Genomic DNA, 12,138 nt, shown 5'->3' on the forward strand with positions numbered 1-12,138 from the left:
AAAAGGCGTAGGAGACTACGCCTTTTCTGTTTCTTTCTGCAGCAACAGGCTAACTTGCTCCGGGCTTGCCGGGGCGCTGAACAGATAACCTTGCGCCACTTCACAGCCCATTACATGTAGCAGGTAAGCCTGCATCTCAGTTTCGACGCCTTCGGCCACTATCGCGATATTCAGGTAACCAGCCAGCCGGATAATGGTGGAGGTGATGTTGCGGTCTTGCTCTGAGCTGTCCATGTCTTTAACAAAAGCACGGTCAATTTTCAGCGTATCGATTGGGAAGCGTTTCAGATAGCCCAAAGACGAATAGCCGGTGCCAAAGTCATCCAGTGCCAGCGTAAAGCCCAGTGCTTTTAACTGATGCATCATCTGCAGACAATGTTCAGCATCCCGCATCATGGCGGTTTCAGTGATTTCCAGCTCAATAAATTGGGCATCCACACCATGCAAGCGCAACTGCTGGCCTAAAAAGTCAGGCAAGTCTTTTTGTTGCAACTGCTGCACCGACAAGTTCACGGCGACGCGGCCGCGCATCACACCTTGTTGTTGCCAGAGGCGGATTTGCGCGCAGACCTGGCTGAACACCAGCCGGTCCAGCTGAATAATCACGCCATTTTCTTCGGCAATCGGAATAAAAACGGCCGGCGATACCAGACCGCGCTGCGGGTTTTGCCAGCGGCACAAGGCTTCGAAACCGACAATCTGGTTTTGACTGATGTTGTATTTTGGCTGGTACAACACATGGAATTCCTGCTGATTCAGGCCACGCCATAAATCGCTTTCCAACGCCAGGTACTCAGGGGTGCGCTGCAGCATTTTATCGTTGAAAAACTGTGCATTATTTCGTCCCATATGTTTGGCATGGTGCAATGCGGTGTCGGCGCTGCGCAGCAACGAATCACTGGCTTCGCCGTCAGCCGGATACACGGCAATGCCCACACTGGCGGTCTGTGTGACTTGCAGTTCAGCCAGTTGCAGCGGCTCCCGTATTTGTAGCAGCAACTGATTCGCCAGCCGGTTTAATAACGCGTCAAACTGCTCAGTGTAAAAATGGGAAGGCACCAGGATGGCGAATTCATCAATGCCGGTTTTGGCCAGGATATAACCGGCCGGCAGTTGTTGTTGTAAGCGGGCGGCAACCAATTGCAGTAGCTGATTACCTTGCTGATGGCCCAGCGAGTCGTTGATTTTAGCGAATCGGTCCAGATCAAGCAGTATTACGGCGAACTGCGGGAAGCGGCTATTACAACTGCTGATCGCCCGCTCCAGGTGTTCCAGAAACAAGGAGCGGTTCGGTAATTGGGTCAGGGCGTCACGGGTACTGAGTTTACGCAGTTCTTTTTCATTGAGTTTACGGTTGGTCACATCAGAGAATATGCCAAGGTACAGCTCGTCTTTACCTGCTCCTGTGGGGGATAGCAGCGTAATGGCTAATGACACGGCAATCCGGTCACCATTGGCTTTTTGACTCCAGACTTCGCCACGCCAGAACTGAAACTGCTGCAACTGCTCACGGATGCTTTTCAGTAATTCGGTCTGGTGGCCCTGGGCGGTAAACAGCGGCATCACCCTGCCTTCAATAGTCCCCTGCGGATAGCCAGTGATCTGAGTGAAGGCCTGGTTTACTTTCTGGATTTGCAGCTCCTGATCGGCCAGCCAGACGGCGTCCTGCGTGTTGTTAAACAGTGAGCCAATGAGTAACTGTTGCTCATTGGTGCTGGCCAGATGTTGTTGGTAGCGCCGTACCCGCCACAACACAAAACATAACGTGACAGCGGAGCACAGCAGCAGCAGGCCAAGCCAAATGGTCGGCAGATTCAGGTACCGCTGCAGTTGCAGCTGGTACTGAGCCGCCTGCTGCCAGTGAATGCCGTCATAGCTGGCTTCCAGCTTCAGTTGATGTGAGCCTGAAGCAGGTAAGTCCAGGACAAACTGTTGCGTCGGGTAATCCAGCAACCGCGCGGGTTCTTGGTCCAGTTGGTAGCGGAAATACTGCCATTGTTTGCCTGCCGTCGGGTAGTGGCTGAGTTGCCAGCGGCTGCTGCTGCCTTTGCTGTCCAGACGAAGCTCGTTGCCATGACGGCGTAAATGCTGGCCCGGGTCTGCAATCAGCTGCAAGCGCACCGGATTGACGGGCAGTCTGGCTGAGTCCTGACCCGGCACAACCTGGTAACTAGCCTGATTGGTCCGCAGTCGCAGCCCGCCTTGCGGCGACAGCCAGGGAGCTGCGGTAAAAAACTCACCTTCATTCAACGTCCAGCTTGGGTTGGAGCCCGTGTTGGCTGAAAAGAGTTGCAGTTTGTCCTGACTGACCAGCCAGAGCTGATCGGGTTTGGACCAGAATTGCTGTGTTTGTGGTGGCACTGCCAGTTTCGATTGCTGGCGCAGTACCAGCGCTTGTTCATCTGGTTTAAAATTAACTAAGCTGCCGGTCAGCAGTAATTCCAGTTGCCGGTCTCCTGCGCGCATCGCAATCAGCTGACTGAGTGCAGGGCAGCTCTGCATTCCGCACTCGGCGGACCAGCGACTTAATTCCTGTGCGGACAGGTCGTACAAATACAATTGGTCATGACCGGCCAGCCAGAGCTGATGCTGGTTCAGGCTAAGAAAATACCAGCCGGCGTTTTGTTGAATTAATTCAGGTGCCTGCCCCAATACGTTCAGTAACCATAAGCCTTTTTCGTCAACAAACCATAAGCCAGCCGTCCCAGGTTGCAAGGCGCGGATACGCTGCGGCAGTACTTGCCACTGCGGCTGTTCCGGGGTCTTGAACCATAACTGCTGGCTGGTAAGGAACCAGGGGTTGTTTTGTTGCACACCAGCCTGTTCAGCCTGGCTGGCCTCTGCCGGGGCCTGCCATTGTTGATCTGCGTTGCCCAGTACACCTTGTTGCCACACCAGTGTTGAAGCGGGCAGTTGCAGCTGCGCATCCGGTTGTGCATCAAGCGCGCTTTGACTGGCCAGCGCGATATTGCCGGCCGGATCGCTTAACCATAAATTCTGGTGCCGGTCGGCAAAGAGCCCGGACCAGTTTTTTTGCAGGCGTTGATGCTGCCATTGCTGCTGATCTGGCTGGTACAGACTGAGGCGGTTGGCTTGCAATAACCAGAGCTGACCCAGGCTATCGAGCTGTAGCTGGCTGGCGGCGAATGGTTGTTCAGCGGCGATCGGCTGCAGCTGGCTGTGCTGCCACAGGTAAAGTTGCTTTTGTGGGCTGAGTAACCACAGTTGCTGGTCTGGACCGGCCTGCAACAACGGCATGCCCTGAAACGGCAGGCTAATGCGTTGCCAGCTTTGACTGGCCAGTGAAAACTGCTGCAATCCTTCCTGATTCCACAGCCAGAGTGCATCCTGGTGGACACTGGCCTGTAACCAGGGCGCTGCAGTTGGCGGGTTTTGCCACAGCAGGGTGGGGGCCTGTTGGCCGGCTGGCCAGCTCCACAGGCTGTGGCTGGTCAGGATCAGCCTGGATTGCGCCGTGGACCAAAGCCGCAGAATTGGGAAATCGGCTTGCCACAACTCCCGGAATTGCCCGGTGGAAGGTTGAAACTGCCACAGATCCCGTTTATCAGCCAGCCAGAGCAAGTCGGCACCGGCCTGACCTAAGGCGGTTAAGGGGTGGTGCAACGCTGGCGGCAGCGCGACACTGTGCTGCAGATGGCCATCAAACTGATGCAATTGACTGCTGGTGGTCCACCAGAGGTAACCATCTGTGTCCTGACTGAACAGCTGAGCTCTCAGGTGCTGATTGTCTCTGGCCTGCACCATAGGTTGGATAGAGATGTAAGCCTGAACCTGCAGGCTGAGCATCCATACACAACAGACGCAGAATTTTGTCCAGGCTGACATAAACTCATTCCTTTGCTCTTACGCAAAAAACAACTAAAAATCAGAATGCTAAACGCACACTATAGCCATAACTAAGGTTTGCAGGCAAACCCGGTTCGGCCGGTTAGACGGAGCCCTCGTACCCAAGCTGACGCCAGGATTCGTAGACAAAAACAGAAACCGCGTTCGACAGGTTCATCGAACGGCTATCTGGTGCCATTGGAATGCGCAACCAATGTTCCAGTGGCAGGCTTTCACGGACTTCAACCGGCAGGCCACGGCTCTCCGGGCCAAACATCAATACATCACCAGCCTGGTAACTGACGTCTGAATGATGGCGTTGGCCTTTGGTGGTGCAGGCAAACAGGCGCTTGGGTTGCACTTTGTCCAGAAAGGCCTGATAGTTGGCATGACGTTGTACCGAAGCAAACTCATGATAATCCAGACCGGCCCGACGGATCCGCTTGTCGTCCCAGGCGAAACCCAAAGGTTCAATCAGATGCAATCTGTAACCCGTATTGGCACAAAGCCGGATGATGTTGCCGGTATTGGGGGGAATTTCAGGCTCGTACAACACAATATCAAGCATCAAAGACTCCAGAAGGCCAGACAAAGGCCGCAGAGTGTAGCAATTTTCATATCGGGTGCCTATCCGCCACCAAGAGGATCCTATGCAGGCTGACTATCAGTTGTGGGTTAAACGCTCAGCTTACCTGACACTTTGTGTTGCGGTGTTGATTTTAGTGCTGAAACTCTGGGCCGTGCTGCTGACGGACTCCAGCGCCATGTTGGCCTCTTTTACCGACGCCGCACTGGATTTATTGATCTCGGTGCTTAATTTTGCTGTGCTGCGTTATGCACTGCGGCCAGCCGATGACAACCACAGCTTTGGCCATGGCAAGGCGGAAGCCGTGATGGCGCTGTTGCAGGCCGCTTTTTTAGCCGGAGCGGCGCTGCTGGTGTTGTTGCAAGCGATCAGTGGCGCCAAAGGGCAGGTGACACCACAGGCGCCGGGCTTTGGTATGGTGATTACCCTGAGCTGCATGGCGCTGACCTTACTGTTAGTGCTGGCGCAGCACTGGATTATTCGCCGCACTGGGTCACTGGCGGTGAAGTCCGACTCACTGCACTACCGCAGTGATTTACTGATGAATACCGCCGTGCTGCTGGCGCTGGGCATGGTTTGGCTCGGCTGGCTGTGGGCAGACTGGCTGATGGCCGTGCTGATTGCACTTTATTTGCTGTGGAACGCGATGCAACTGGCGCGGGAGAGCTTACAGCATTTACTCGACGAGCAATTGCCGCCTGAAGAGCTGCTGCAGATTAAGCAACTGGTGCTGCAGCACGCTCATGTGCTGGCCTGTCTGCAGTTACGCACGCGCAGAGCCGGGCCTAAAGTCTTTATTCAATGTGTGCTGGTGTTAGACGACCACTGGACTTTAAAGCAGGCACATCAGATTGTCGACGAGGTGGAGCTGAAACTGCAGGCACTTTATGTGGGTGCCGAAGTGATGATCCACCCGGAACCGCGATCAGATGCCGAGCTGTTGCCAGAATAACTGCAACTGCTGATACAACTCAGCGCGAATGCTGTCGGTTTCCAGAAAAAGCTCGTGCTTTGCTCTGTCGATCCGCAGCAGTCGGGCGCCGGGTTGCCTTGCGACATAAAGGTTTTGTGCCGGATTGGCCACTACATCGTCGGCTCCGGCTTGTAAAATCAGCTGGGGTAACCGCAGTGGTGGCGCTTGTTGGATCTGTCGACAGGCCAGCAATGCCTGTACCAACCAGTGGCTGGAGACGCCACCTAACTGCAGTTCAGGTTGTTGTTGATACAAATCACGGAACCATTGATAGCGGCCTTGGCTCTGGCATAAATGGTTGTCGGCAAAAGGCACTGGTCTGTACGGTTTTTGCCCGGGGAAATACTGCGGTGTGCCTTGCCACCAGCGTAACGCCTTGCATAGCCAGAGTGCGACAGGTTCGGGCAGTGACGCCATCGGCAGGCCGAACATCGGCGAACAGAACACGGCGCCCTGAATGCCATGCTGTGCAGTGCTTTGCAGGTAACGGCAAAGGATGGCTGAGCCCATGGAGTGGCCAAGCGCCAGCAAAGGCCCGCGAACCAAAGGCCGCACTTTGCTCTGAATAAACAGTTCTAAATCCTGCACATAATCGTCAAAGTCTGCGACATAACCCAGATGCGGGTCGGCACAAAGCCGGGCCGAGCGGCCCTGACCCCTGTGATCGGGCAAATGCAGGTTAAAGCCCGCTTTATATAGGTCAAAGCAGCTTTCCATGTATTTCTCAGCCGCTTCGATCCGCCCGGGGGATATGACTAAATCGGCCCTTGCATTCGGCTGAATAAACTGGCTGCAGGCCAGTTGTGTTCCATCTTTAGCGGCAAAGTGCTGATGGTGTCCCGAGCGCCAGAATTGCCGCAATTCCTGCTGGCGTTGCAGCAGGTTTTGCTCGGAGAACTGGGCTTGCAGTTGCCAGGCGCTCATTGTTATCTGAACTCAAAACGCACGCAGAGACCACCTTCTGGCGGCAGACTGGCGCTGACAAGGCCCTGATGTTGTCGCATGGCCTGGGCCGCAATGGCCAGACCCAGACCTGTGCCTTGCTGATGTTCACGCACTTGTGACACCCGGAAAAAGGGCGCAAAGATTTGTTGCAGTTGTTCTGCCGGAACCCCTGGCCCCTGGTCGCTGATGCGAAGCTGCCATCCGCCAGCGTCAGCAGCCAGATCCAGCTGGATCTGGCTGCCCGCCGGACTGTACTTCATGGCATTACGCACCACATTTTCAATGGCCCGGCCAAGCAGGCGCTGGTCAGCGCAATAAGGTGCCTGTTCAGGAGCATTAAACACAAACTGCTGCTGTTTGGCGTCCGCCTCCAGTTGATTCAGCTCCAGTATTGCCTGCACCAGCTCCGTTAAATCCAACTGTTGTTTATCCAGCGGGTACTGGCCTGCGTCCAGCCGGCTAAAGGTCAGCAGCTCGTCCAGTAACTGGTCCAGCAACTGCAGTTCCTGCTCAATACGCTGTAACTGCGGGCTGTCCTGCTGACGTTGTTGCAATGCCAGCGCCAGTTGCGAGCGGGTTAGCGGGGAGCGCAGCTCGTGCGACACATCGCGGAGCAGGCGTTGCTGGTTTTCTATCAGAGCTTCTATTTGCTGGGCCATGGTATTAAAACCGCGCCCGACCGCACCTAATTCGTCACGGCGAGCTGCCAGATCGGCCACCCGGCTTTGCAACTGACCGCGGGCAAAATCCAGGTGGCTTTGGCTGAGTTCACGCAGCGGTCTGGTGATCGAAAAAGCCAGAATCAGGCTGGCAATGGCGGAGACGGCAATTAAAAACGGCACCAGCAACTCTTCCGGCAGCGCAGCCAGGTGCCACCAGGGCCGCTCCGGCTTTTGTCGCAACTGAAAGGCTGCGACAGGCTCGTCTCCCAGTCTCACGAGGGCTGGCCCCAGCAGCAGGTAGTTTCTGTGCGTCAATAAACGGGGGCGTTGCAACTGAGCAAGTTCAGTGATCCAGCTGGGATCCAGCTTGGGTGGAATGGCTTCGCGGTTCAGTACTTTGGTGTCGCTGAGCCGCACCAGCAGCCAGACGCCATCAAACTGGCGTTTCAGAAAACGTTGTAGCTCTGCTTCTGTGGTAAACACCGGCGGCTGCCGGCTGATTTGCCGCATTGGCTCGGCCAGATGCGGCGGCGGCCTGTGCAGTTCAGTTTGAGACAACCAGTTTTCCGTCAGCAGCATAGTGCCAGCAACGGCGACCGACAGCACCAGCCAGAACCAAAGAAAAATCCGGCCCGCCAGATAATTAAAAGGATGAAACCTGTGCCAGTTCATAGTGGGCTGCCTTGCAGCAGCAAGTAGCCTAAGCCACGTAAGGTCTGAATTTTTTCCGCGCTGTCGTACTGGCTGATTTTCTTCCGGATATTGCTGATATGCATATCCAGGCTACGGTCATAAATCTGCAGTCGTTTGCCCAAAGCTAACTGACTTAAGTCTTCTTTGCTGACGACCTCGCCGGCATGGCGCATCAGTAGTTCCAGAATTTGGTATTCGGTGGCGGTTAAGGTCAGTGCCTGTTGCGCCACGCTGATTTGCCGGCGCGCGCTGTCGAGAGTCAGCTGATTGATGGTCAGTATCGCGGGTTGGCTTTGTTGCTGCTGTTGCAGCAGTTCAACACGGCGCAGTATGGCTTTAATGCGGGCCACCAGTTCACGTGGGCTAAAAGGTTTGGCCAGGTAATCGTCTGCACCCAGTTCCAGGCCCAGCACCCGGTCAATTTCGTCGCCGCGCGCTGTCAGCATTAATACCGGGCAGTAGCTATGCTGGCGTAACTGCCGCAGCAGACTTAACCCATCCAGGCCTGGCAACATAATATCGAGCAGGATCAGCTGAAATTCATTGCTTTTGGCGCGTTCCAATCCGGCGACACCTTCGTGCACTGCAGTGAACTGATAACCTTCAGGTTGCAGGTATTCGGCGACCAGCTGAGTCAGCGCCTGATCATCATCAATCATAAGAATTGCGGTCATTGTGCCTCCTGTTTTTTCGCCATTGTAAAAGCCGGACAGAATTGCTTGCAGGGCTTTACTCAATCTTTACGTAGGCTTTGCGCTGCTTTGCATTGGGTTGGGTAAGCTGTAATGGTCCCAACACAGGAGATTGACGATGAAAGCTAAAACCCTGACCGCATTATTATTCAGTACCTTAGTTGCTGCAACCAGCCTGACAGCCATTGCAGGCCAGGATCGTGGTCATCACGGCCCCATGCCTGGTGCCATGATGCAACTGAAAGGTCTGGACCTGACCGATACGCAAAAAGAACAAGTAAAAACTCTGATGGAGCAGGCTCGTGCCTCGATGCCAGCCAAAGCAGATATGCAGGCGCAGCACGAACAGCTGAAAACGCTGATCCAGGCTGAGAACTTTGATGAAGCAGCAGTCCGCACTGTGCTGCAAAGTCAACAAAGCCAACGCCTTGAAGCGGAGGTTAGCCGCTCCCGTTTGCAGCACGATATTTATCAGCTGCTGACTGCCGAGCAAAAAGCTAAACTGGCTGAGCGTGAGCAGAAACGTGAAGCGCGCATGCAGGAATAACTGCAGTATCCATGAAAAAGCACTGATCCCAGTGCTTTTTTCTTATCAGTGAAACGCGATTAACGGCAGCTTTGAACCGATGGGTCCTCTGGTGCTTCCGCTGAGCGCTTGCCATGATCGGCTTCCGATAAAACACAATGGCATGACCGCTTTATGTTGACTTACGTCCCCTCTGTTTTTTCCCGTCTGACCTTGATTGCGTCTGCCTGTCTGCTGGGTGCCTGTCAGAGCCCGGCACCACTTGATCCTGTTATTGGAGACACAGGCCAGCCTCTATCGGCGACGGCTCAGGCCACAGATGTTCGTTATTATGAACTGGATTTAGATATAGACCCGGAGCATCAGTCGATCCGCGGCTCTGGTACCTCAGTGTTTGAGCTGGTTGCTGACAGTGCCAGTGTGGAGCTGAAGCTGGACAGCCGCTTCCACATCGATCGCATTGAGGTGGATGGCAAGGTGGCCAGTTACCAGCGTGACGCTGGTGTGCTGACCATGGCCTTGCCTGCTCTGTATAAAACAGGTCAGCAAGTGCGGGTGCAGGTGTATTATCAGGGCAAACCCCATATTGCGCTGAAAGCACCCTGGTCCGGTGGTTTTGTCTGGGCCAATACCCCGACAGGCGAGCCATGGATAGCGACCGCGGTGCAAGGCGAAGGTTGTGATTTATTCTGGCCGTGCAAAGATCATTTTGCCGATAAAGCTGACTCCATGCGCATCAAACTGCGGGTGCCAAAAGGGTTATCTGCAGCGACCAATGGAGTGTTGCAGCACCAGCGCAGTCTGGCGGATGGCCGCACTGAGTTTGACTGGCTGCTGTCGGTCCCAGCCAGCGATTACAATATTGCGCTGAATATTGGCCCTTATGTGCTGGAGCGCTTCAGCTTTAACGGTATTAATGGCAGTAACATTCCTGTCGAGTTCTGGGCCTTGCCACAAAATAAAGAGGCTGCCCGCAAACTCTGGCTGGATGATTTACAGCAGCAAATTCACTGGTATGAAAAAACACTGGGTCCATACCCCTGGGGCAGCGAAAAAATAGGTTTTGTCGAAACCCCGCATCTGGGCATGGAACACCAGACCATCAATGCTTATGGCAAAGGCTACGGGCTGGACCCAAATGGCTATGACTGGCTGGCACAACATGAACTGGCGCATGAATGGTTTGGTAACTTGCTGACCCATAAAACGCTGAATCACGCCTGGTTGCATGAAGGTTTTGGACTGTACATGCAACCGGCCTATGCACTGGATAAACTGGGTGAGGCGGCTTACCGCTACCAGATGTATAAAGCTTATCTGGGGCTGAAAAACTGCGACCCTGTGGTACGAAGTGGTATTGTGACCTCGGAGCAGGCGTTTAATTCGGACATTTACGGCAAAGGTGGCTGGGTGCTGCATACCTTGCGGGCATTGATTGGCGACAAGTTGTTCTGGCAAGCCACCCGCGAGTTACTCTACGGTACAGCGGACACCGCCAAACTGGTTTATCCTATCGCGCCGTCCTACAAAACTACAGAAGACTTTATTGCCATTGTAAACCGCCTGACCGGCAAAGATTACCAATGGATGTTTGATGTGTATTTGTATCAGGCCGAATTGCCTGAGCTGGTACAGCAACAGCAAGAAGGGAAAATTCGTTTGCACTGGCAAGTACCGGGCAATCTGCCGTTCCCAATGCCAGTACCCGCACAGGTGAATGGGCAGATGCAGTGGTTGGATTTCAGCCAGGGCGATGTCTGGCTGCCAGCAGACAACCAGTTGCTGCTGGATCCGCAGATGCTGATTCTACGGCAGTTGCCGTTAATAGGCCGCTGTGAAAAGAGCGGTGAAAACAAACCAGGTAACAACAGTTAATAATCCAAACCACAGTGGCGGGTCATGCAGATGAGTGGCGGCCCACGTGGCAATTTTGAGGTCATACATGAAAGGTATAGGCGGCGTAAGCCAAGAGGCAGCTCTGGCCGGTTTGACGGTAATGACAACAGCTGTGGAGCCAATTCAGCTGGCTGAATACCAGCAACGACTGGCCAAAGCCTGCGAATTGATGCAGCAACAGGGGCTGGACCTGTTGTATCTGAATGCAGGCACTAATTTAAGTTATTTTACCGGCACCGACTGGTACCCCAGTGAACGCCTGGTCGGCGCTTTGCTGTCGGCAACAGGGCAACTGTTGTATATCAGCCCGGTGTTTGAAGTGCCGACGTTACAGGGCTACCAGCAGGTCAAAGCCGAGATTGCCGGCTGGCATGAACATGAAAACCCCTATCAACTATTGGTTGAACAAGCCCGCCGGCTCAGTGGCCTGCCGAATCCCCGGCTGGCACTGGATGACAGCAGCAGTTTCTTTATCTTTGAAGGCTTACGTCAACAGGTACCGGACTGGCAGATCCAGAGTGGTAAAGCCGTGACTCAGGGCTGCCGGGCGCAAAAATCGGCGGCTGAACTGGCCATTATGCAGCGGGCGATGGACATGACGCTGGAAGTGCACAAGGCTGTTGCCAGCATTTTATATGAGGGCATCAGCACGGCTGAGGTTGAAGCCTTTATCGATAAGGCTCACCAGGCGGTCGGCGCCTCAGGTTCGTATTTTTGTATTGTGTTATTTGGTCCGGATTCGGCCTATCCGCATGGCGTGAAAACACCGAAGGTGCTCGAACAAGGGGACATGGTGTTGATTGACACTGGTTGTCGCTTGCTGGGTTATGTGTCCGATATTACCCGCAGTTATGTGTTTGGCGAGCCGACGGTTGAGCAGCGCCGTATCTGGAACATTGAAAAGCAGGCGCAGGCTGCCGCCTTTGCCGCCGCAAAGCTGGGCCAGCCTTGTGAGCTCCCTGACTATGCAGCGCGTGAGGTGCTGATGTCCCATGGTTTGGGGCCTGACTATCAATTACCGGGTCTACCCCATCGTACCGGGCATGGTATTGGCCGGGATATCCACGAAGGACCTTACCTGGTGCGCGGCGAACAGACTGCGCTGGCCGAAGGTATGTGCTTTAGCAATGAGCCGATGATTTGTGTACCCGGCCATTTTGGCGTGCGGCTGGAAGATCACTTCTATATGACGGCGCAGGGGCCTCGTTGGTTTAGCGAACCGGCACATAGCATTGAGAACCCGTTCGGCTTCTGACGGCTTTCACACTCCGGTGACGTTTTCACACTGAAGCATTACAAATGGTCACAGCCCCGGCCAT

The 12,138-nt window shown here is 54.5% G+C and carries 9 protein-coding genes; 4 read left to right on the forward strand and 5 right to left on the reverse strand.

The features are described from left to right. Positions 1-15 precede the first annotated feature (15 nt). Together ACFO3I_RS10435 and trmL are read right to left on the reverse strand one after the other, a co-directional pair. On the reverse strand, positions 16-3,846 hold the full coding sequence (locus ACFO3I_RS10435) for an EAL domain-containing protein (protein WP_377333930.1): 3,831 nt from the start codon (positions 3,844-3,846) through the stop codon (positions 16-18). 103 nt (positions 3,847-3,949) lie between these two features. After that, positions 3,950-4,414 (reverse strand): tRNA (uridine(34)/cytosine(34)/5-carboxymethylaminomethyluridine(34)-2'-O)-methyltransferase TrmL, encoded by a 465-nt coding sequence (gene trmL / locus ACFO3I_RS10440; RefSeq protein ID WP_377333931.1) that lies wholly within the window; start codon positions 4,412-4,414, stop codon positions 3,950-3,952. A gap of 82 nt (positions 4,415-4,496) precedes the next feature. Between trmL and ACFO3I_RS10445 the strand changes: the two genes are divergently transcribed. Then, complete coding sequence (locus ACFO3I_RS10445; RefSeq protein ID WP_377333932.1) at positions 4,497-5,384, forward strand: cation diffusion facilitator family transporter; 888 nt, start codon at positions 4,497-4,499, stop codon at positions 5,382-5,384. Here ACFO3I_RS10445 and ACFO3I_RS10450 read toward each other — a convergent pair. Genes ACFO3I_RS10450 through ACFO3I_RS10460 form a run of 3 tightly spaced genes read right to left on the reverse strand, consistent with a single transcriptional unit; the run spans position 5,358 to position 8,379 of the window. Next, positions 5,358-6,329, reverse strand: a complete 972-nt coding sequence (locus ACFO3I_RS10450; protein ID WP_377333933.1) for an alpha/beta fold hydrolase — start codon at positions 6,327-6,329, stop codon at positions 5,358-5,360. The two genes, ACFO3I_RS10445 and ACFO3I_RS10450, sit on opposite strands and share 27 nt — an antisense overlap. A 2-nt stretch (positions 6,330-6,331) precedes the next feature. Further along, positions 6,332-7,684 (reverse strand): ATP-binding protein, encoded by a 1,353-nt coding sequence (locus ACFO3I_RS10455; RefSeq protein WP_377333934.1) that lies wholly within the window; start codon positions 7,682-7,684, stop codon positions 6,332-6,334. Beyond that, a complete protein-coding gene (locus ACFO3I_RS10460) occupies positions 7,681-8,379 on the reverse strand; it encodes a response regulator transcription factor (protein ID WP_377333935.1) in 699 nt (232 codons plus the stop codon). The genes ACFO3I_RS10455 and ACFO3I_RS10460 overlap by 4 nt, the downstream gene beginning before the upstream one ends. Before the next feature lie 136 nt (positions 8,380-8,515). On the opposite strand from ACFO3I_RS10460, the gene ACFO3I_RS10465 reads away from it, so the two are divergent. The 3 genes from ACFO3I_RS10465 (at position 8,516) to ACFO3I_RS10475 (ending at position 12,074) form a co-directional block, all read left to right on the forward strand. Then, on the forward strand, positions 8,516-8,944 hold the full coding sequence (locus tag ACFO3I_RS10465; protein WP_377333936.1) for a Spy/CpxP family protein refolding chaperone: 429 nt from the start codon (positions 8,516-8,518) through the stop codon (positions 8,942-8,944). A gap of 153 nt (positions 8,945-9,097) precedes the next feature. Beyond that, on the forward strand, positions 9,098-10,798 hold the full coding sequence (locus tag ACFO3I_RS10470) for a M1 family metallopeptidase (RefSeq protein WP_377333937.1): 1,701 nt from the start codon (positions 9,098-9,100) through the stop codon (positions 10,796-10,798). Between the two features lie 121 nt (positions 10,799-10,919). Continuing rightward, entirely contained in the window at positions 10,920-12,074 is a 1,155-nt protein-coding gene (locus tag ACFO3I_RS10475) for a M24 family metallopeptidase (protein WP_377333938.1), read from the forward strand. Positions 12,075-12,138: the final 64 nt, after the last annotated feature.

This window comes from Rheinheimera marina, from assembly GCF_042654345.1.
Taxonomy (GTDB): Bacteria; Pseudomonadota; Gammaproteobacteria; order Enterobacterales; family Alteromonadaceae; genus Pararheinheimera; species Pararheinheimera marina.

Bases quoted from the DNA above. Each gene is read 5' to 3' on its own strand.
- ACFO3I_RS10470 (WP_377333937.1), top strand. From the start codon at position 9,098: ATGTTGACTTACGTCCCCTCTGTTTTTTCCCGTCTGACCTTGATTGCG.
- ACFO3I_RS10465 (WP_377333936.1), top strand. From the start codon at position 8,516: ATGAAAGCTAAAACCCTGACCGCATTATTATTCAGTACCTTAGTTGCT.
- ACFO3I_RS10475 (WP_377333938.1), top strand. From the start codon at position 10,920: ATGACAACAGCTGTGGAGCCAATTCAGCTGGCTGAATACCAGCAACGA.
- ACFO3I_RS10455 (WP_377333934.1), bottom strand. From the start codon at position 7,684: ATGAACTGGCACAGGTTTCATCCTTTTAATTATCTGGCGGGCCGGATT.
- ACFO3I_RS10460 (WP_377333935.1), bottom strand. From the start codon at position 8,379: ATGACCGCAATTCTTATGATTGATGATGATCAGGCGCTGACTCAGCTG.
- ACFO3I_RS10435 (WP_377333930.1), bottom strand. From the start codon at position 3,846: ATGTCAGCCTGGACAAAATTCTGCGTCTGTTGTGTATGGATGCTCAGC.
- trmL (WP_377333931.1), bottom strand. From the start codon at position 4,414: ATGCTTGATATTGTGTTGTACGAGCCTGAAATTCCCCCCAATACCGGC.
- ACFO3I_RS10450 (WP_377333933.1), bottom strand. From the start codon at position 6,329: ATGAGCGCCTGGCAACTGCAAGCCCAGTTCTCCGAGCAAAACCTGCTG.
- ACFO3I_RS10445 (WP_377333932.1), top strand. From the start codon at position 4,497: ATGCAGGCTGACTATCAGTTGTGGGTTAAACGCTCAGCTTACCTGACA.